This is a genomic window from Pseudomonas sp. FP597 (genome assembly GCF_030687435.1).
GTDB classification, from domain to species: Bacteria; Pseudomonadota; Gammaproteobacteria; order Pseudomonadales; family Pseudomonadaceae; genus Aquipseudomonas; species Aquipseudomonas lactucae.
Window position 1 is genome coordinate 3,316,890 of record NZ_CP117432.1, and the last position, 19,547, is coordinate 3,336,436.

15 protein-coding genes are annotated in these 19,547 nt (G+C 58.8%); 6 read left to right on the plus strand and 9 right to left on the minus strand.

Translation table 11 applies throughout. The annotated features are described in order from the left end of the window. Positions 1–11 precede the first annotated feature (11 nt). Positions 12–695, plus strand: coding sequence for a deoxyribose-phosphate aldolase (gene deoC, locus PSH66_RS15345; protein WP_305427119.1), 684 nt, complete (start codon positions 12–14; stop codon positions 693–695). Between the two features lie 83 nt (positions 696–778). On the opposite strand, the gene PSH66_RS15350 is transcribed toward deoC, so the two are convergent. Beyond that, complete coding sequence (locus tag PSH66_RS15350) at positions 779–1,138, minus strand: helix-turn-helix domain-containing protein (RefSeq protein WP_003173896.1); 360 nt, start codon at positions 1,136–1,138, stop codon at positions 779–781. 98 nt (positions 1,139–1,236) lie between these two features. Here PSH66_RS15350 and PSH66_RS15355 point away from each other — a divergent pair, with 98 nt between their 5' ends. Then, positions 1,237–1,986, plus strand: coding sequence for an SDR family NAD(P)-dependent oxidoreductase (locus PSH66_RS15355; RefSeq protein ID WP_305427120.1), 750 nt, complete (start codon positions 1,237–1,239; stop codon positions 1,984–1,986). Positions 1,987–2,224: 238 nt separating this feature from the next. Here the strand turns inward: PSH66_RS15355 and PSH66_RS15360 are convergent, their stop codons facing one another. Beyond that, positions 2,225–3,307: a hypothetical protein gene (locus PSH66_RS15360; protein WP_305427121.1), complete on the minus strand. Its 1,083-nt coding sequence runs from the start codon at positions 3,305–3,307 to the stop codon at positions 2,225–2,227. Between the two features lie 302 nt (positions 3,308–3,609). On the opposite strand from PSH66_RS15360, the gene PSH66_RS15365 reads away from it, so the two are divergent. Further along, complete coding sequence (locus tag PSH66_RS15365) at positions 3,610–4,812, plus strand: M48 family metalloprotease (RefSeq protein WP_305427122.1); 1,203 nt, start codon at positions 3,610–3,612, stop codon at positions 4,810–4,812. Further along, on the plus strand, positions 4,800–10,256 hold the full coding sequence (locus tag PSH66_RS15370) for a WGR domain-containing protein (protein ID WP_305427123.1): 5,457 nt from the start codon (positions 4,800–4,802) through the stop codon (positions 10,254–10,256). The genes PSH66_RS15365 and PSH66_RS15370 overlap by 13 nt, the downstream gene beginning before the upstream one ends. A gap of 876 nt (positions 10,257–11,132) precedes the next feature. On the opposite strand, the gene PSH66_RS15375 is transcribed toward PSH66_RS15370, so the two are convergent. Genes PSH66_RS15375 through PSH66_RS15385 form a run of 3 tightly spaced genes read right to left on the minus strand, consistent with a single transcriptional unit; the run spans position 11,133 to position 13,621 of the window. After that, complete coding sequence (locus PSH66_RS15375) at positions 11,133–11,564, minus strand: DUF1810 domain-containing protein (RefSeq protein WP_305427124.1); 432 nt, start codon at positions 11,562–11,564, stop codon at positions 11,133–11,135. 12 nt (positions 11,565–11,576) lie between these two features. Further along, positions 11,577–12,884: an ATP-binding protein gene (locus PSH66_RS15380; RefSeq protein ID WP_305427125.1), complete on the minus strand. Its 1,308-nt coding sequence runs from the start codon at positions 12,882–12,884 to the stop codon at positions 11,577–11,579. Next, a complete protein-coding gene (locus PSH66_RS15385; RefSeq protein ID WP_003173951.1) occupies positions 12,881–13,621 on the minus strand; it encodes a response regulator in 741 nt (246 codons plus the stop codon). Before PSH66_RS15385 ends, PSH66_RS15380 begins: the two co-directional genes overlap by 4 nt. Before the next feature lie 304 nt (positions 13,622–13,925). Here PSH66_RS15385 and PSH66_RS15390 point away from each other — a divergent pair, with 304 nt between their 5' ends. Both PSH66_RS15390 and PSH66_RS15395 read left to right on the plus strand, forming a co-directional pair. Next, positions 13,926–14,186, plus strand: coding sequence for a DUF2790 domain-containing protein (locus PSH66_RS15390; RefSeq protein ID WP_141064717.1), 261 nt, complete (start codon positions 13,926–13,928; stop codon positions 14,184–14,186). A gap of 30 nt (positions 14,187–14,216) precedes the next feature. After that, positions 14,217–15,428: a cytochrome c biogenesis protein DipZ gene (locus tag PSH66_RS15395; RefSeq protein WP_305427126.1), complete on the plus strand. Its 1,212-nt coding sequence runs from the start codon at positions 14,217–14,219 to the stop codon at positions 15,426–15,428. A gap of 99 nt (positions 15,429–15,527) precedes the next feature. On the opposite strand, the gene PSH66_RS15400 is transcribed toward PSH66_RS15395, so the two are convergent. The 4 genes from PSH66_RS15400 to PSH66_RS15415 form a co-directional block, all read right to left on the minus strand. Further along, positions 15,528–16,946: an aldehyde dehydrogenase family protein gene (locus tag PSH66_RS15400; RefSeq protein WP_305427127.1), complete on the minus strand. Its 1,419-nt coding sequence runs from the start codon at positions 16,944–16,946 to the stop codon at positions 15,528–15,530. Positions 16,947–17,135: 189 nt separating this feature from the next. Next, on the minus strand, positions 17,136–17,912 hold the full coding sequence (locus PSH66_RS15405) for an alpha/beta fold hydrolase (protein ID WP_003173956.1): 777 nt from the start codon (positions 17,910–17,912) through the stop codon (positions 17,136–17,138). A gap of 24 nt (positions 17,913–17,936) precedes the next feature. Next, positions 17,937–18,446: a cytochrome P460 family protein gene (locus tag PSH66_RS15410; RefSeq protein ID WP_305427128.1), complete on the minus strand. Its 510-nt coding sequence runs from the start codon at positions 18,444–18,446 to the stop codon at positions 17,937–17,939. Positions 18,447–18,470: 24 nt separating this feature from the next. Beyond that, the gene (locus tag PSH66_RS15415) at positions 18,471–19,544 is read right to left on the minus strand and encodes an alpha/beta fold hydrolase (RefSeq protein ID WP_003173958.1); all 1,074 of its coding nucleotides are present in this window, start codon (positions 19,542–19,544) and stop codon (positions 18,471–18,473) included. Positions 19,545–19,547: the final 3 nt, after the last annotated feature.

The window sequence follows — 19,547 nt, forward strand, 5'->3', positions numbered from 1 at the left end:
GGGCCCGTTAAATGAACAGTCTTCCACCCACCGCATTGGCCAAATACATCGATCACACCTTGCTGGCGCCCGACGCCTCCCGTGAACAGATCCGTACCTTGTGCGAAGAAGCTCGCGAGCATGGCTTTTATTCGGTGTGCGTCAATTCCGGGCAGGTGCCTTACGCGGCTTCGTGCCTGACCGACGACAAGGTGGTGATTTGCGCCGTGGTCGGCTTTCCATTGGGCGCCGGCCTGAGTGATACCAAGGCCTTCGAAGCGCAACAGGCGATTGCCGCCGGGGCAGGGGAGATCGATATGGTGCTCAATATCGGATGGCTCAAGGACGGCTTGCTGGACGCCGTGCGCGAAGACATTGCCCGGGTTCTCCAGGCCTGTGGGGACGTACCGTTGAAGGTCATCCTGGAAACCTGCCTGCTTGATGACGAACAGAAGGTCCAGGCCTGTGAAATCTGCCGGGAATTGGCGGTGGCGTTCGTCAAGACGTCCACCGGGTTCAGCCGTGGTGGTGCGACGGTCGAAGACGTGGCGCTGATGCGCAGAACAGTGGGTAGTAGCGTGGGGGTGAAAGCGTCCGGCGGCGTGCGTGATTATCCGACGGCGGTGAAGATGATTGAGGCCGGGGCGACACGTCTGGGCAGCAGTTCCGGGATTGCAATTGTGGGCGGATCGATGACGGCGGCGAGTGGTTATTGAGGCGTTTTGTCGCTGCGGTAAATCCGTTATTCATTTAACTCAACTAAATAGTCATTTAGTTGAGTTGGGTTCAGGGGCAGGGCTCAGCAATGGGCGAGGGCAGACGTGCGCCGTGCACTGATGCGCTCGACCGTCTGCATATGTTCCGTGCCCCATGCGCACAGCCCGCCCAGCGCAATCGCCAGGGATTGCCCGAATGGCGTAAGGGAGTACTCGACCTTGGGGGGGATTTCCTGGAAGTCGATGCGTGTAATGATTTCATCGCGTTCCAGTTCCTTGAGCTGTTGGATCAGCACCTTGTCGGTCACGCCGCCGATCGCACGTCTCAGTTCGCCGTACCGGTGCACGTTCTTCGCCAGGTTATACAAAACCAAGGGTTTCCATTTGCCGCCAATCACCGCCAGGGCGGCTTCGAGTCCGCAATTAAAGCTGTTGTTGGCCATGGTTTGGAACTCCAAGGGGGTACTTACTAAAAGGTGCATACTATTCAAAAGAATAGCTTGGATCTAGAGTTGGGCCTCAACATTTTTGGGAGTTCACCATGAGCAGGCTCAACGGAAAAATTGCAGTGATTACCGGCGGCAACAGCGGCATCGGCCTGGCCAGTGCCATCCGTTTTGCAGCGGAAGGCGCGAAGGTGGTTATTGTCGGACGTCGGCAGGAAGAACTGGACAAGGCGCTGCACCAGATCGGCCACGAGGCCATGGCCATCCAAGGTGATATTTCAAACCTTGACGATCTGGACCGTGTCTTTACTCAAGTCAAAGCTGCCAAAGGCCGGATAGATGTGCTGTTTGCCAATGCGGGTCTTGGCGATTTCCAGCCCATCGGATCAATCAGCGAAGAGTCGTTTGATCGTACATTCGGCATCAACGTCAAAGGCACGCTATTCACCGTGCAAAAAGCGTTGCCACTGATGCGCGCCGGTAGTTCGGTGATACTGACTGGCTCGACCACCGGCAGCATGGGCACACCCGCATTCAGTGTGTACAGCGCTACCAAGGCCGCGCTGCGTAACTTCGCCAGGAGCTGGGCGCTGGATCTGAAAGGCACCGGTATTCGCGTCAACGTACTTTCACCTGGACCGATTTCGACACCGGGGCTGGACATGGCGCTGTCCGGTACAGGTCAAAAGGACGCGATCATTGAAGGCATGACGGCGCAGTTGCCATTGAGTCGAATCGGTCAGCCGGAAGAAGTTGCCGCTGCGGCGTTGTTCCTGGCATCGGATGAAAGCAGCTTCATGACAGGCAGCGAAATGTTCGTGGATGGAGGCTTCGCTCAGGTTTGATGTTGAAAGGGGTTTTGCCCGTTGAAATCTGATGGGCACTGCCCCTCATTACGCAATGCGGTATTACGCATAATGTATATTATGTTAAATCAAATATTTAAGTATCCGGACTTCTTAGCAGCTCCGCTAGGCTTGACCTCCATGACTCACCCTCCCGCTGGTGAATGCTGGAATGCGGCAATGTAAAAGGCCGCCCTAAAGGCGGCTATGTTTGCAAACTGCAGGTTCGTCGGTGAGCCTATGTCGCTCCTGTTGCTACAACAAACCGCTTGGCCGCGGGACTTTTTTTGATGAGCCCTTCATCAACCATCGTAGTAACAAACTCCTCAGACAGCGTCCTCCGTTTTGGAGAGGTGTTTTTCCATCCCCAATACTTGGCTATCTCGGGATAGATTGCAGCGCCCAGCTCGGCCTTGGTGCCCGATGCTATTCCAGACTTCACGAGTTTTCGCAAGCACATTAGGCTAAGGTGTTCGCGATCAAACAGTTTTGAGTCTAAATATTCGATCAACTTGTTGGCCGTATGAGCGGATTGAGTCGCTGCATTCTTGCAGCGCTTTATCATCTCTACCGCCAGTTCATCAATGCAGAACGAGCCGGACGACCGAATGGCGATTACTTTGCGAATGGCCGCGGGATTCAGCAAGTCTTCATGTGCTGGCAACTGTTTCGTCAGCAGTTCCGCAAATGTGATTGCCACTGCATAAAGATCAAAGCCTGGTCCAACGGACTGCATTTGAGGGGGTCGATAGGCCGGCGTATACCCACGCGGCACGCCGCCTTTATAAGTACTCACCCCCAAATCTATAAGTTTTATCATGTCGACATAGGCCGGCATCGTAAAAACAGAGTGAGGTCGCTGTTTTTTCTTATTAAAAAGAAACAGATTAGCTGGTTTGATATCCGCATGAATTACACGAGTGCCCCGTTGGTAGGGTTTGCCATGCATGGAGCTCAGGCCATGTAAAATCGCGCGGAGCACTTCGAAACACTCAAAATAAAACTGTATGTCTGATTTTTTATATCGACGCTTACTAATTAAACTTGAGAGCGTTGACCAAGGCGCCTCAAGGTGTTCCATGGTGTAAGCCTCCCAGCCATTTACACCCTTATAGAAATCAAATACCCGAGCGGTCTCCCCATCAATTTCACGGCAGAGTCGAACTTCATCCGACAGATTATGTTCACTGAATTTAATGGCGACCGTCGAACCGATCCAGTTATCGCGCGCACGCCAAACAGCACCAAAGCCGCTAACTTCGCCGATTGCCTTGTCGCCTTCAAGCGTGTATCTGGCCTCAATACCAGGGAACTGCGCCAATATATCTTCCTTGCGAAACTATGCTGCCGCGTTCATGCGATTCCCTTCCTGATAATGCGAAAACTGAATAATAGCCTAATGCCATCGCTCTTGGGTATCCCTGTCGCCCTGCCCCGTGCCCCGTGGCTTTGCGAGGCTGATCGGTTTTTCACTGAGCGGAAACATGTACTTTCACAAGTATTTTCCCCACCCCCTAGGTATGCTCCGCGTTTATTGCCGATCACTGATACCGGGATGCCAGCCCAGTCTCTGCTGCCCACGCAGTGTATGGAGCCGTATCCTCTCAAGGACGTTTGAACACGATGAGTACCCCTGCGCTGGATACCAGCAGCCTGACGCCATTGCCTTACCACCAGCATGTGGTCGACTACCTGAAAGCCCATGAACCAGTCGTGTGGGAATGGGCCTCGTCCTTGGGCGTTCAACAGGAACACGCCCAGGATGTACGTGCGCAATTGCTGCGTGACACCTATCGCTTGAGCCCCGAGACCCATCCGCAGGCCTATCAGGCCTGTGAAACCGCATTGCAGTGTTTGCAGATCAAGGCACCCGCCACCCTTTACCAGGCCGGCGACGGCGCGATGAACGCGAGCCTGTATTACCTGGCCGGCGAAGTGCATGTAGTGTTTTACGGGCCGATTCTTGAGCGTCTGGACGCTCAGGAATTGCTCGCATTGCTCGGGCATGAACTGGCTCATTACCGGTTATGGTCGGAGCACGGTGGCGACTTTCTCACCGCCGAGCGGATTCTCAATCACGCCATGGCCGACATGAATACGCCGCCCAGCCTGGAACAGACTGCACGTCTCTATAGCCTGCACACCGAAATCTATGCCGACCGCGGCGCGGCACTGGTGGCCAATGGGTCGGAGGCGTCGATTACCTCGCTGGTCAAGATTCACACCGGCATTGTCAGCGTCGATGCGGCCAGTTACTTGAAGCAGGCCCGCGAGCTGGATGGCAAGGACGCGCAGCTGTCTCAGGGCGTTTCCCATCCGGAGACGTTTTTGCGCTCCCAGGCGGTGGACAGCTGGTGGCAGCAACTCCCGCAGACGGATAACTGGCTGGATCGCCGGTTGCGCGGGCCCTTGTCGCTCAATCGCCTGGATGTGACCGACCAGGTCGAATTGACCACCCTCACCCGCGGCTTTATAGCCCATTTCATCGGCTCACCGGTGTTGCAATCCGAGGTTGTGCTAAATCAGGTACGTGGATTTTTCCCGGACTGGAAAGCCAACGAAACGCCGCTCGACCTGACGACGTTGAATGCCGAGCGCATCGACACCAGCATCCATGAATACCTGCACTTCATCATGCTCGACCTGAGTCTGGTGGACCTCGACTTGCGGGATGAGGCTCTGCTGCACGCCGCGCGCACCGCGAAGAAACTCGGCAGCGCCGATGACTTTATCAGCGTGCTCAAGCGCGATATCAAACTACCCAAACGTGAGCTCGACCCGCTCGTTCGCGCGCTCAAAGCGGAGGTCGACACATGGACCCAGTAATCCAACCCGTCACGTTCACTCAATTACTGCAGAGCCACGATGGCGCGGCCGTGCCCATCGACGATGTGTTGTTCCTGGCGCTGCCACTGCTGCGTCAGGTGGCACAGCTGCACGAGCTGGGACGTGTCGCCCAGCTCGGTTATCTCGATGTGCTGCAAGGGCCGGAACGCACGCTGCAACTGCGTAACCCTGAAGGCGTGCCGCCACGGCTGGCGCTGGAAGCGATCAAGCAGGTGCAGCCCAATCCGGAATCGGCGCTGAACGTCGTCGGCAAAGTCCGCCTGACCCTGGATTCGGAAAGCGGCGTGGCCATTACCGACCTGCAGGTCCAGGAGGACCTGCATCAGGCCATCGACCACCCGGTGTTCCTTCCGGACCTGCACAGTTGGGAGCATCGCCTCGGGCACCACGATGAGATCACCGACATATTCCAGCTCGGCCAGTTGCTGGCGTGCCTGGCGTGCGGGTTGGATTTTGCCGATATCAATGACCTCAAGACGTTTGCCCGGCACCGACGCAATCTGTTCCAGCTCAATGGCCGGCTCAACCCGGTGCTGGCCAACCTGATCGTCGAGATGACGGAGCTCAACCGCCACGAACGTGCCACGGATGTGGGCTCGCTGGCGCGGCGCCTGGAGTCCTGGCGCGAACAGCCGGCCAGCCTGGATGTCGAGCGTGTGCTGGCCCAGGCCGAAGGCCCGGCGTCGCGGCGTACGGTGGTGCTGGAACATCTGCGCAACCGCTTGTTTGACCTATCGCGGCGCAATCGCTTGCTGTATTTCCGGACGACCCAGGCCAATGTCAATCTGACCGTGGCCAGCGTGCCGTTGGTGATGCGCATTGAAAGCATCCGGCCTGAAGCGCTGTGCACCTGGCAGCCGACCTTCGGCGGGTTCTCCGAACAAGTGCTGAGCGGCAAGCCCGTTGGCCTGCAACAGTGGCTGCGCTTTGAAGACCAGACTTGGTTGCAGGCGTCGCTGGAGCGCATCATCCAGGAAACCCGGCGCGACCGTGCCGAGTTTGGCTTCAGCAACCTGCGCCTGGTGGTGGCCTTCATGCGCTGGCACAACCTCAAGGACACGCCGGAAGAACGCATCGTCACCCCGCTGCTGTGGCTTCCAGTGGAGTTGAGTCGCAAAAAAGGCGTGCGTGACCAGTTCGTGTTGCAGTGCGACGAAACCGAGGCCGAATTCAACCCGGTCCTGCGCCATCAACTGCGTCAGCTCTACGATATCCAGTTGCCGGAAACCGTCGACCTGCAAAAGACTTCGCTGGAAGACATCCACGCCGATATTGCGCGCCAGATCAAACTGACCGAGCCCGGCGTCGAGTTACGCCTGCAAAGCAAACCGCAAATCGAATTGATCCACCAAAAGGCCGTGCAGCATCTGCACCACTTCCAGCGCCGTCGTGCCCGCCAGCGCTCGGCGATGCCTTTGGTGAAACCGGATTTCAGCTACGACCGCGAAGATTTCCGTCCGCTGGGCCTGCAATGGTTCCAACAGAAGGTCCTGCCCAGCGAATTGCCGCTGCGCCTGGCCGTAGGCGCCAAACCTGTGCTGCGCAATCAACATCCTCAGATGGTTGCGAGCAGCGCCGAAAACAGCACCTTCGCTCTGCCCGAGAACCAGGGGCATCGCTACGCCTGGGACATCGACCTGACCCAGGTGACCCTGGCCAACTTCAACTATCGCAAGATGTCGCTGGTGCGTGACTATGCCCAGTTGATCGACGAACCGGCGCAGAACGAAGCGTTTGACCGGATGTTCTCCATCGAGCCGCGGGACGTTGAGGTCCAGGCCCCCGACCCTATCCCACTACCCGAACAATGGAACGTGGTGGCCGGCGACGCGACACAAAATGCTGCCGTCAGCCTGGCCCGCACCGGGCGCAACTTCATTATTCAAGGGCCGCCTGGCACGGGCAAATCCCAGACCATCACCAACCTGATCGCGGACTATGCCGGTCGCGGCCTGCGAGTGCTGTTTGTCTGTGAGAAACGTGCGGCGCTGGACGTGGTATTCCATCGCCTGCAACAAAGTGAACTAGGCGACTTGTGCTGCCTGATCCATGACTCCCAGACCGATAAGAAAGCCTTCGTGGGTAACCTGCGCGAGTGCTATGAACGTTGGATCGCCGGCGATGCCCAGTCGCCGCAGTTGCAAGCGCGGCGCGACACCTTACTGGCCGGCCTGAGCCAACAGCTGGGCTTGATCGAGCGTTTTGAACACGCCATGACGGGCGTGCCGGAGTCCTTGGCATGCTCCGTACGCGAGCTGGTGCGTCATCTGATCGAGCTGCCGCCCGTGGTTGCCAAGCTACCACCCGAAGCCTTGGAGCGTTTGCCCGAGTGGCGTCATTGGCAGGCCCAAAGCGAGCTGACTGGCCGCGTGTATCAGGCGATCAAAGAACGTTTCGGCCTCGACAGCTTTGCACGGCATCCTTTCAGCCGCTTGGCCTCAAGCCTGATTACCCATGAACATGCCTATGGTCAACTCAAGGCATTCCTGGATGAAACCAGTGGGTTGATGGACAGTGTCGAACTGTTTCTGGAGTCATCGTCGAGCCTGCTGTCCGGGAATACTCGCTTGGCAGATGCGTGCGTACTGACCCAGGCCGCCGAACAACTGACCAGCGCCAACCTGGCCGCGCACCTCGATCTGCTGGAGCCAGGCTCATCAGGCTCTCAAGCGCTGCATGCCGAACAAGCAGCGTTGCAGGCACTGGCCGTGCAGCAACACAACGCCCGCGAATCCACCCACTACTGGCGTGAAAAGCTTGCGCCGCAAGACACCCAGGCGGCCCTCGAGCTGGTACAGCGTTTGGAAAGCTCGCCGCTGCGTTGGTTGCAACCCGCCTGGTGGCGACTGCGCGGTGAATTGCAACGATGCTACGACTTCAGCCAGCACGCGATTCGCCCGAGTTTGCGCAGTGTGCTCGACAATCTGGCGGGTGAGCACCGCGCCACGGCCGAGTTGCACGCCGAGCAGCAACGCTTGCAAAGCCGTTATGGCATCCCGGACATCGACCTGTTCGTGTGCAATCTGCAAGCCCTGCTCCAGCAGCTCAGCGCATCACCGCTGTTGCGCCAGTGGGTCGAGAGCCTGCGGGGTAACCCGGACGCCCTCCCCGGCGTGCGCCAGGAAGCCAGCCTGCGTCAGCCGTTGGCGCGCCTGGCCGAGCTGGTCGCGCAACATTGTGTGTTCGACCCCGCGCCAAGCCTGGGCGAGTTGTCGGAATACCTGCGCGATCTGCGTGAAGAACTCGACGAACTGCCCGATACCCTGCCCCTGCTCAATGAGCTGCACCAGGCCAATCCTGTCTGCCTGGCGGTCGTGCAACAGTACGCCTTGGCGCAACGTGCACTGGACGGCTTGATTGCCCAGGAAAACCTGACCCGCCTGTACCGCGCCAACCCACAGCTGGCCCGCTTCGATGGCCCGGCCTTGAGTTTGGCCGCGCGCCAGGTCAGCCAGGCAGAAAGCAACCTGCTCAAAAGCAACGCTCAGGTGCTCAGCGCCACGCTGCACCAGCGGTTTCTGGAGCATGTGAAGCAATCGGCGATGTCGGTGACGCAACTGGACGCCCAGGCGCGTGAGTTCAAGAAGGTCTACGCCAAGGGGCGCCGTGAACTGGAGCATGAGCTGGGCAAGACCATGCGCTATCGCTCCATTCGTGAAATGGCCAGTGGTGACAGTGGCCGGGTGATCAACGACCTCAAGCCCATCTGGTTGATGAGCCCACTGTCAGTGTCCGACACCCTGCCATTGACGCCGGACCTGTTTGACGTGGTGATTTTCGATGAAGCCAGCCAGATCCCCAGCGAAGAAGCCGTGCCGGCCCTGAGCCGTGCGCAGCAGGTGATTGTGGTGGGTGACGAGATGCAGTTGCCACCGACCAACTTCTTCTCCAGTGCCGGCGACCAGGACGATAACGAACTGATTGCCATGGAGGACGGCGAACAGATCGCTATCAACCTTGATGCCGACAGCCTGCTCAGCCAAGCCGCGCGTAACCTGCCGGCGACCCTGCTGGCCTGGCACTACCGCAGCCGCCACGAAGCCTTGATCAGTTTCTCCAACGCGGCGTTCTATGAAGGGCGGTTGATCACCATTCCCGACCGTCGTATCGAGCGCCCTGCCCCGGCCCACGCCGCACTGGACTCCACGGATACCGAGGCCGTGATCCAAGGTGCCGACACGCTGTTGGAAAGCCCGATCAGCTTCTTGAAGATGAGCGACGGTGTCTATCTCAGCCGCAGCAACCTGGCCGAAGCACGCTATATCGCCAACCTGGTGCGTGAACTGCTGCAACGCGAGACCGGCTTGAGCCTGGGCATCGTGGCGTTTTCCGAGGCCCAGCAAGGCGCCATCGAGCAGGCGTTGGAAAACTTGGCCAGCAGCGACTCGGCCTTTGCCACACGGCTTGAGCGCGAGTATGTGCGCGAAGATGCCGGGCAATTCAATGGCCTTTTCGTCAAGAACCTGGAAAACGTCCAAGGGGACGAGCGTGATGTGATCATTCTGAGCATCTGCTACGCGCCAGGGCCGAACGGCAAGATGCTGATGAACTTCGGCCCGATCAACCAGCGTGGTGGGGAAAAACGCCTGAATGTGATCTTCAGTCGCGCCCGCAAGCGCATGGCGATCGTCTCCAGCATTGAGTCCGAGGCCATCACCAACACCCACAACGATGGTGCCGCTGCACTGCGTGCGTTCCTGCAGTTTGCCCAGGCCAGTGCCACTGGGGATGCGCCTCGCTCCCAAGGCATCCTCGCCAACCTCAATCCAGGCGCCAAGCAATCCTTTGCCGTCAGCATGCCCAAGGACCACCTGCGCAGTGCCCTCGCCACCGCGTTGCGCAAACGCGGGCATTCGGTCCAGGAATATGTCGGGCGTTCGCAGTTCCGTTGTGAACTGGCGATCAGTGACGCCAGTGGCGAACACTTCAGCCTCGGCGTGCTGCTGGATGGCGATACGGCGGCGGCTGCCGACGTGCGTGAGCGTTACATCTTCCGCCCGACGGTGCTGCGCAGTTTTGGCTGGAAGATCATCGACGTGCTTAGCCATGACTGGCTGCGCGATCCGGAGGACGTACTCAATCGCATCGAAAGGCTCCTGCGGGGTGAGGAAGCTCCTGCGCTGCCAGAAGCGGAACCGGTAGCGGACACCGTCGAGGCCGAGGCCGAACGGCCTGCAACCACTGAGGCGTCACTCTTGATGCGCGAGTTCACCTTTGGTGAAGGCAACTCCAATAAGTTCTGGCGTATTGGTGTCGCAGAGGCCGAGGTGACGGTGCATTTTGGCCGTATCGGCACCAAGGGTCAGACCCTGATCAAATCCCTCGACAGCCCTGAACGTGCTTTTCGTGAAGCGGAAAAGCTGATCGCGGAGAAACTGCGCAAAGGGTATCAAGAGCAGGCGGGTTCAATCACCTCGGGGTGAGCTGAGTCGGTCCAGCATGAATCAGACAAGCGCGTTCAATCTGAGCGCGCTGCAGCGGTCCGCAAAAGGGGGCGGCTTCCTAGAGAGCTATCTCTCATTAGCATCAATTTATGAACATTCGGCTCCACAATTTGAGCAAGGCGCTGGACATAGCGATTTCGGGACTCTTCGTGAACCACGGCGATGTCTTTCCCTCCTATTTGAGGTTGCTCATCTCCAAGCAGACGCTGCTGCCGTTGTACTTGACGAACAAGGTTCATGAACATATATAGATGAACACCCTCTCCCATCCATAGAAAGCTAACCAGCTAGAACGGCGCTTTGACCGATACATGAACATCCGACATCGCCCACTCGTTAAATTAGATATTGTGAAGGAACCCTGTCGCTTGTTTCTGTAAGGATCTGCAGTCAAATGGATCATCAGTGATGCGCCACAAAAGGAGTGATATCTAGTTCTATCCATGCTCTACAGGATGCAAGATTGATTGCCGATTTCGAGGCTGCTGTGGCTGCAGTTCGCAGAGCGGCACACTAACGGGTCACGGCGTGGATGCTGCTGCCCGAGATCGCACGGCTCGTCATGGAAGCGCAGGATAAAGGCGTACGCAGCGAGCCTTGAGCGCGCGCCTTTTGATCGCGCTGAGAAACAACGCAAAGGGTATCAAGAGCAGGCAGCCCGAATCTCATTGAATTACCGATCATGCCCTGAAGAACAGGGAGCTTGCCCCGCTGGGGGGCATAGCCGCCCTCGCCTGCAGCTGGCGCAACTCACCACCCTCCTCCTTGAGCCGCTCCAGATACACATCAACGTCAGCAATTGATAAGGAAAGTTGAGCCCTGGCGAGCAGTAAGGATCCTTTCAGGGTTTAGCACTCACGCCGATTGCTCAAGCAAGAGCAGTGTCTTGCGGTCCGGCTCACCCGAATAAAACTGCTCGAGCGCCTGCTGATACACCGCGGGGCCGGACGGGACACTCTTGAACAGCGTAAGACAGGAGCGAAATTTCAGGTCATCGGGCAAGCCGAATATCCGCTCGGCACTCACCCCTCGGTGCTGCAAAACGGCCGCGACGCACGCCTCCAGTCGTGGCCCTAGCAACTCATGTTGGAGATAGGCACTAGCCTCGGCAAGGCCGGAAATCGCGAAGCGTCCGGCCATATCGGAGCGACCCAGCCCCTGCAATTGCGGGAAGACGAACCACATCCAATGGCTCGTCTTGCGGCCCGCGCGCAGTTCGTCCATGACTCGACTGAACACCGGGCGCTGAGCCTCGACGAAACGGGACAGATTGAACGTATCCTGCATGATTCGCTCCTCCTACGATAAGCGCGTCGGTAATCTCAGTTCAGCGCACAGTCCGCCGCCTTCGCGATTGCTCAAGGTCAGGGAGCCGCCGAGGGCTTGTGCCAGTTGCTGGGCGATAGCCAGACCCAGGCCCGTGCCGCCGGTGCTGCGGTTGCGCGAATTTTCCACGCGGTAAAATGGCTCAATCACACGGGCCAGCTCCTCTTCGGCGATGCCGGGACCACGATCCATCACGGTCACCGAGAGGCTGTCGCCGTCCTTCGGCTCGACCCGCAGCTGCGCTGCACCGGCGAATTTGAGCGCGTTATCCGTGAGGTTTACCAGCACTCGGCGCAGCGCGTGGGGCCGCGTGTGAATCACTGCGTTGCTTTTGCCGCTGAGCTGCACGTCCTTGCCCATGTCCTGGTAGTCGAACACGAGGCTGTCGAGGAATGAATCAAGATCGGTACGGCGGCTTTCCTCGGTGGCGCCATGCACGCTGCGGGCATAGGCAACGCCTTCACGCACCAGATGCTCCATCTCGCCGAGGTCATTCCACAATTTGTCTTTGTCGCCGCAGTCGTCCATCAATTCGGCACGCAGCTTCATGCGCGTGATCGGGGTTTGCAGGTCGTGGGAAATCGCCGCCAGCAGTTGCATGCGCTCTTTCAGATAGGCCGCAATGCGCGCCTGCATGGCGTTGAAGGCGATGGCAGCGTGTGCGACTTCGGTCGGGCCTTGTTCATCCAGATGCACCGGGTGAGTATTGGGATCGAGGTTTTCCACGGCCTGGGCCAGGCGGGTCAGCGGGCGTATGGCAATGCGCACGGCCAGCCACGCGCACAGAATCATCAAGGCCAACTGGCCCAGCAAAACCACCGGCAGCCACGGCGACAACGGCACCATTGAGGGGCGCACGTCGATGGTCACTGGGCTGCCGTCGGCCAGTTTCAGATGGACCTGGAAGTGTTTGATAGGCCCGGGAATGTCTGTCACGGTCATCGGGTAATCCTTGCCGATGGCCTCCTTGATCGAGGTCACTGCAATCGGCGTGTCACGCAGGGCGGCGCCTGGCGAGCCTTCATGGAGCAAATAGCGGTAATTGCGTCGATCCAGTTGTTTCAACCAACTCATGCGTTCCTCGGCGGGCAAGCGGTCAAGGATGGCAATGGACGTCGACACATCGGTCTCCAGATTGCCAAGCATGGTGTTTTTCGCGGTTTCGTAACGCTCGTAATACTGCGCGCCGAAGGACAAGGCCTGCGCCAGGGTCAGCCCTACCAGAAAGATCAGCGACAACCGCGAGACGAGGGTACGAGGCCAATGCAGCGAAGGCTTCATGCCGGTGCTCCAAGCACTTGCACCGGCAGCGAGAAGACATACCCTTCGCTGCGCACGGTTTTGATGTAAGCCGGTTCGCGGGCATCGTCAAGCAGGCGTTGGCGCAGGCGGCTGACCAGCAGATCAATGGAACGGTCGAACAGGTCGGCGTCACGGCCCTGGGTCAGGTTGAGCAACTGGTCGCGATTGAGTACCCGTTGCGGATGGTCGAGGAACACCCGCAGCAGGCGATATTCAGCGCCGCTGAGGGCGACCATGGTGCCGTCTTCATCAAGCAGATGGCGGGCGGATGTGTCCAGGCGCCAGCGCCCGAACTTCAGCAACCTTCCGGTTTCGGTAACGACCAGGTTGGGCGGCAGCATGCGTGTACGGCGCAGCACAGCGTTGATGCGCGCCAGCAATTCACGGGCGGCGAACGGCTTGACCAGGTAATCGTCGGCGCCCATTTCCAAGCCGATGATGCGATCGGTTTCGTCGTTGCGGGCCGTCAGCATCAGCACCGGCGTGGCCTTGTGTTTGCCGGCGCGAATGTCGCGGCAGAGCACCAGGCCATCGTCGCCGGGCATCATGATGTCAAGCACGATCAGGTCCACCGGCGTGGACTCGAGAAACGAGCGCATCTGGCGGCCATCCGCAACCACGGTAGTGCGCAGGCCGTTCTTCTTCAGGTAGTTGCCTACCATCTCTCGAATCTCACGGTCATCGTCCACGATGAGGATGTGATCAACGTGTTCCATGGGCCAAGCCTCTGTCAATGGGAATTGCGGCTCAGTCTATAGAGACTGAGCCCGTTCGCCCGCGGCGGTTTGTATTGCAGTGTATCTGCTGTGGCGAAGGATACATGCAGAGGCAAAAACAACAATTTCCGGGGTTTTGTATGGCTGTGTATCGGGACGGGGTCCTGATACGAACCGATTTATCCGCGCCTGTTTTTGACACAGACGAGATACCTCGCGGGCTTCTAATGAGCCACATCGAGGCCAACCCAAGCGCCTCGGCTCAACTGAACGACCCAACCATTGAAGCCATGAGAAAACGACCATGAACACCAATACCCTCTATGCCACTTGCCTGTTTGCCGCCCTGAATATCTGCACCTTCTCGGCCCGCGCCGAAGCCGACGTCACGCCGCAAACCTACGCCTTCGGCACGCACCTGGACATCCAGAAAGTGGTGGCATTGACACAGGATGCCGGGGCTTCCTGCGGCATTGTCGATGCTCAACTGACCTACCTGAATTCGCAGGGCAAGACCGAGATCCTGAACTACCGAAAATTTGCCGATTGCCACAGCGATAACTGAGTTCGGCCCACATTTCATCAGGTGATCCTTATGTTCCTCATCGCATTCCTGGGCGGCTTATTGACCGTCCTCAGTCCTTGTATCCTGCCGGTCGTGCCATTTCTGTTCGCCGGTATCGACCGTACACGCTCATCGATCCTGCTTACCCTTGGCGGCATGGTCCTGACCTTCGCGCTGATTTCCAGTCTGGCCGTGGTCAGCAGTGAATGGGTGATTCAGGCCAACAACACCGGGCGTCATGTGGCACTGGTAGTGATGGCGCTGTTTGCCTTGTCGCTGATCTCGGCGCGAATCAGTGGCTGGCTGGCCAGCCCGTTCGTGTTACTGGGCAATCGCCTCGACCCCCAGACGCGCAAAATGTCCGGGCCGCTGGGTTCGCTGATGATCGGCGTCGCCACCGGCCTGCTCTGGGCGCCGTGCGCCGGGCCTATCCTCGGGGTGATCCTTACCGGCGCCATGTTGCAAGGCGCCAATGCGCAAACCAGCCTGCTGCTGGCAGCCTATGGTCTGGGCAGTGCACTGTCGTTGGGTACGCTGATTTTTGCCGGACGCGGTTTAGTCAATCGCCTGAAGGCCTCGATTCCGGTCACTGGTTGGCTGCGGCGCGTCACCGGTTTTGCGGTCCTGGCCGCCGCGCTGATGATTTCTAGCGGTGCCGACAAGACGCTGTTGGCCGGGGCGTCGTCCGAAGGCGTCAGCGTGCTGGAAAAAGGCGTACTGCAAAGCGTCCCCAAAGTCGTCGAATACCTGATAAGCAAGGCCAAGGCCGAACCCTCCTTCGACAACGCCCAAGGCCCGATGCCGTCGTTGTCCGGCGCGGTGGAATGGCTCAATTCGCCGGCACTGACCAGTGAGTCGCTCAGAGGCAAAGTGGTGCTCGTCGATTTCTGGACTTACGACTGCATCAATTGCCAGCACACCCTGCCGTATGTGAAGGACTGGGCGCAGAAGTACGAGAAGGATGGCCTGGTGGTAATCGGCGTCCACACCCCGGAATACGGCTTTGAACGCATTATCGATAATGTGAAGGATGAGGTGAAAAAGCTCGGCATCACTTACCCGGTGGCCATCGACAACAACTACGCGATCTGGCGCAACTTCGATAACCAGTACTGGCCCGCGCACTACCTGATCGACGCCAAAGGGCAAGTGCGCTTCACCCACTTCGGAGAAGGTCGCTACGAGACGCAGGAAAAGATGATTCAGCAACTGCTGCAGGAGGCGAAAGCTCCAGCCGCGTAATCCTTGAAAACCCATGGCCCACAGGCAACGTGCTGTGGGCCATTAGCTTTTTCTCCTGCGGCCTGGGTTGCGCGACCACCCTCTCCCGCCAACCCCAGGCTAATCTGACACGATGCTTTTGGCCTCAAGAAATGCTTCCAGCCCAAAGACTCCAAACTCCCGGCCGACACCGGACTGCTTTACCCCGCCGAACGGCGCCAGCAGCTCTGGCGAAATTCTGTTGATCAACACCGAGCCGGCCTGCAGCTGGGTCGCCAGGCGTTGGGCACGTTCCGGTTGCCGGGTAAACACATAAGCCTGCAAACCGTAGAGACTGGCATTGGCAATAGCGATCGCCTGTTCTTGCGAGTCATACGCAATGATCGATAGCACCGGGCCGAAAATCTCCTCTTGCGCGATGTCCATGTCACTGCTGACGTCGGCAAAGACCGTAGGCCTGACGAAATAGCCCTTATCCAAGCCGGTCGGTCTGCCCTCCCCGCCGATAATCAACGTCGCGCCTTGCGCCTGCCCGCGGCGGATGAAAGCTTGTACGCGGTCGAATTGGGCGCGATTGACCAGCGGCCCGAAAGCAGTGGCCGGATCCTGCGGATTGCCGACGACCATCGCTCCAACCAGGCTTTTGACGCGGTTGATAATGTCTTCGGCGTGCGCGCGTGGCACCAGCAGACGTGTGCCGGCGACACATGCCTGACCGTTGTTCATGAACGCAGCATTCAGAGCCAGGGGAATGGCAATGTCGAGATCGGCGTCATCCAGGATGATAGAGGCCGACTTCCCCGTGAGCGACAGACTCACTCGCTTCATGGTCTCGATTCCGGCGCGTGCAATGAGCTTTCCGGTAGCGGTGGACCCGGTGAATGAAATTTTCGCGATGAGTGGGCTGGCGCTGATTTCGTCACCCACATCACTGCCGCGTCCCAACAGAATGTTGAAAACCCCTTTGGGCAACTCTGCGCGATGCAACGCTTGGGCGAGCACGGTGGTCTGCAAGGGGCTCAACTCGCTCGGTTTGATAACCGAGGCACAGCCAGCCGCAATGGCCGATGCCAGTTTGCTGCATATTGTCCCGGCGGTGCTGTTCCAGGGGGCAAACAGCGCCGCGACTCCGACCGGCTCCATCACCACGGTAGCGTCACCGACCGAACGACTCAGGTCGAAGTGTTTCAACACCTGCGCCGCATTGGTAAATGACTGCCAAGCGTAGCGACTGACCCATTGCGCACGGGCAAACGGCGCACCGTACTCTTCGATGGCGGTATCGCGAATTTCATTCGTGCTCGCCAGCACGGCGGCCTGCAACTGCTCGAGCATGTCGATACGCTCGGCCTTGGAGGTGCGGCCCATCGCGACTTGAGCACGCGAAGCCGCCGCGATAGCGCGCCTGGCATCTTCACGATCAGCCAGGGTGAGCGTACCGATGACAGCCTCGGTAGCCGGATTGATGCATTGCACCGTTTCATTGCCCTGAACGGGAACGAATGCTCCGTCAATGTAACTGTGATTGATCTTCCACATCGTGGCGTACCTGATTGATTGCGGTTGCCCGCGATAAGCACAACGCCCGGTATGCCCAGGCGTTGGCCACGTCGAATACCCCCTCTCCCGCGTTTCAGCGTTGCACTACTTCAAAGCGAAACCCGCCGGGCGACGTGGAAAACTCGCCTCGGCGTAGAGCGCTGAAAACGCTGCTTCGCCCTTGGCGTGTCATTTCGCCGTGGCGGCTTTTTCGATTAGGCGGGCAACCGGTTCCGGGTTCGAAACCATCACGACATGTGAAGCGCCCTTGACCACTTCCACGGCTTTGGCAGCGGCGCGCTTGGCCATAAATGCCATGGCTTGCGGGGGAATGTTTTTGTCCTGGTCGCCGTAGATGTACCAGGACGGAATATGCTTCCAGGCGGGGCTGCCGGACGCTTCGTTGAGCGCCGCTTCCGTTACCGGGCGTTGGGTGGCGGCCATCAATGCCGCCTCTTTCGCGGGGACGTCAGCGGCGAACTGGTTGTGAAATTTGTCCTGCTGGATGTACAAGTCCTTGCCCCCATCGGCCAGCGGTACAGGCGCAGCCAGCGTTGGGCCCAGCGTGCTGCCCGGGAATTTGCCGGCCAGCCCGGCAACGGTTTCCCCGGCCTCTGGTGCAAACGCACTGACGTAAACCAGGGCTTTGACGTTGACATGATCGTTGGCCGCATCACTGATAACGTTGCCGCCATAGGAATGGCCGACCAACACCACCGGCGAATGAATGCTCGTCAGCAATGCCGAGATTGCCGAACCATCGCTCTTTACACCGCGCAATGGGTTGGCAGCGGCAACCACCGGGTAACCGTCCTTCTCGAGAATCTTCACGACGCCATTCCAACTCGACGCATCGGCAAAGGCGCCATGTACGAGCACAATCGTGGGTTTTTCAGTTTGCGACCAGGCGTGTGTCGCCATGCTCAGGCTGACGGCAACGGCCAATGCGGTTAATACCTTTTTCATTGTTAACTCCGGGTTTGACGGGAATCAGGGAGCGAAGCGAGTGAAGACAAAGTCGTGATTACGCACTCGCGCCTGGTGACAGGCGAAGCAGGTTTCGTGTTGGGCTTCATCGGCCGGTTTACCGTTGATAAACCGCCCGAATCCCCAGCCACCGGTTGCTGCATATCTTTTCGAGTCCTTGACCATCACCTGCACGGTCGTGGCCGGCCCCGGGATGGACGCCGGCTCGAATTCCGGGGACTGCACCTGTTTCCAGGCCAGCTTTACCAGCACCGTGCCATCGGGGAATGGCAGCGTTGAGTCCTGATAAGCCTTGATGGCCGAGTCATTGCCCAGCACGGCTCGCAGTTCATTCAGGGGTGCGGCTTCCTGCGCAGGCGCAATCAGCGGCCATAGGCGGTAGTTTTCAGGCAATTTCACGCCATAGATCGGTGAGGCGTCCCCAGTACTGGCGTCGCCCGAGGCAACACCGGTAGCGGTCAACGTCGCGATTGCAATGGCAGCCGACATCGCGGCAAAAAATTTCAGCTTCATCATCGCCATCCTCTCAGCCGGTTTTCAAAGATGATCGGCGTCGATCACCGCTTGGGCGAAGGCTTTCGGCGCTTCCTGCGGCAAGTTGTGACCTACACCACCGGTGATCAATCGGTACTCATACTTGCCAGTGAAGCGTTTGGCGTACGCTTCGGCAGGTGGGTGCGGTGCGCCGTTCGCATCACCTTCCAGGGTGATGGTGGGCACGCTGATGAATGGAAATGCCGCGAGTTTCTTCTCCAGCGCGTCGTATCTGGCCTCGCCCTTGACCAACCCCAGGCGCCAGCGATAGTTGAAAATCGACACGGCCACGTGATCAGGGTTTTGCAAGGACGCCGCGCTGCGCTCATAAGTGGCGTCGTCGAAATTCCACTGTGGCGACGCCAGCTTCCAGATGAGCTTGGCGAAGTCATGGGTGTTTTTCTCGTAGCCCAGGCGCCCGCGCTCGGTCGCGAAGTAGAACTGGTACCACCACTGCAGTTCGGCGGCTGGCGGCAATGGCGCCTTGCCCGCCTCTTGGCTGCCTATCAGGTAACCGCTCACAGCGACCAGGGCTTTCACTCTTTCCGGCCACAGTGCGGCAACGATATCTGCAGTGCGGGCGCCCCAGTCAAACCCACCCAGCACCGCCGTCTTGATCTTCAGCGCGTCCATGAAGTCGATCAGGTCGGTCGCCAGCGCGGCAGGTTGACCATTGCGAACTGCCTTGGCCGAGAGAAAATGCGTATCGCCATAACCACGCGCAGAAGGGATCAACACTCGATATCCCTTGTCCGCCAAAGCAGGAGCGACATCAGCGTATGCATTGATATCGTAGGGCCAGCCGTGCAACAAAATGACCACAGGGCCATCGGCTGGGCCGAGTTCCGCGTAAGAAACGTCCAGCAGCCCCGCTTTCACATGCTTAAGAGCACCGAGAGAGGTGTGAGCTCCCGGCGTGATAGCCCCAAGGGTGGACGCGGGTACATCAGCCGCGCTGGCTTGGGAAAAACCTAAAGCAACCGCTGCGAATTGCAGCACCGCTGCTGCCAACAGCGATGGGGCAAGACCCCGCAGGCGGCTGGATTTATTTTGATTGGTCAGCAAGGTCATCTCCATGGT

Coding starts and splice junctions, on each gene's coding strand:
- PSH66_RS15365 (WP_305427122.1), top strand. CDS start 3,610: ATGAGTACCCCTGCGCTGGATACCAGCAGCCTGACGCCATTGCCTTAC.
- PSH66_RS15355 (WP_305427120.1), top strand. CDS start 1,237: ATGAGCAGGCTCAACGGAAAAATTGCAGTGATTACCGGCGGCAACAGC.
- PSH66_RS15405 (WP_003173956.1), bottom strand. CDS start 17,912: ATGAAAAAGGTATTAACCGCATTGGCCGTTGCCGTCAGCCTGAGCATG.
- PSH66_RS15350 (WP_003173896.1), bottom strand. CDS start 1,138: ATGGCCAACAACAGCTTTAATTGCGGACTCGAAGCCGCCCTGGCGGTG.
- PSH66_RS15415 (WP_003173958.1), bottom strand. CDS start 19,544: ATGGAGATGACCTTGCTGACCAATCAAAATAAATCCAGCCGCCTGCGG.
- PSH66_RS15380 (WP_305427125.1), bottom strand. CDS start 12,884: ATGAAGCCTTCGCTGCATTGGCCTCGTACCCTCGTCTCGCGGTTGTCG.
- PSH66_RS15400 (WP_305427127.1), bottom strand. CDS start 16,946: ATGTGGAAGATCAATCACAGTTACATTGACGGAGCATTCGTTCCCGTT.
- PSH66_RS15385 (WP_003173951.1), bottom strand. CDS start 13,621: ATGGAACACGTTGATCACATCCTCATCGTGGACGATGACCGTGAGATT.
- PSH66_RS15410 (WP_305427128.1), bottom strand. CDS start 18,446: ATGAAGCTGAAATTTTTTGCCGCGATGTCGGCTGCCATTGCAATCGCG.
- PSH66_RS15390 (WP_141064717.1), top strand. CDS start 13,926: ATGAACACCAATACCCTCTATGCCACTTGCCTGTTTGCCGCCCTGAAT.
- PSH66_RS15395 (WP_305427126.1), top strand. CDS start 14,217: ATGTTCCTCATCGCATTCCTGGGCGGCTTATTGACCGTCCTCAGTCCT.
- PSH66_RS15370 (WP_305427123.1), top strand. CDS start 4,800: ATGGACCCAGTAATCCAACCCGTCACGTTCACTCAATTACTGCAGAGC.
- PSH66_RS15375 (WP_305427124.1), bottom strand. CDS start 11,564: ATGCAGGATACGTTCAATCTGTCCCGTTTCGTCGAGGCTCAGCGCCCG.
- deoC (WP_305427119.1), top strand. CDS start 12: ATGAACAGTCTTCCACCCACCGCATTGGCCAAATACATCGATCACACC.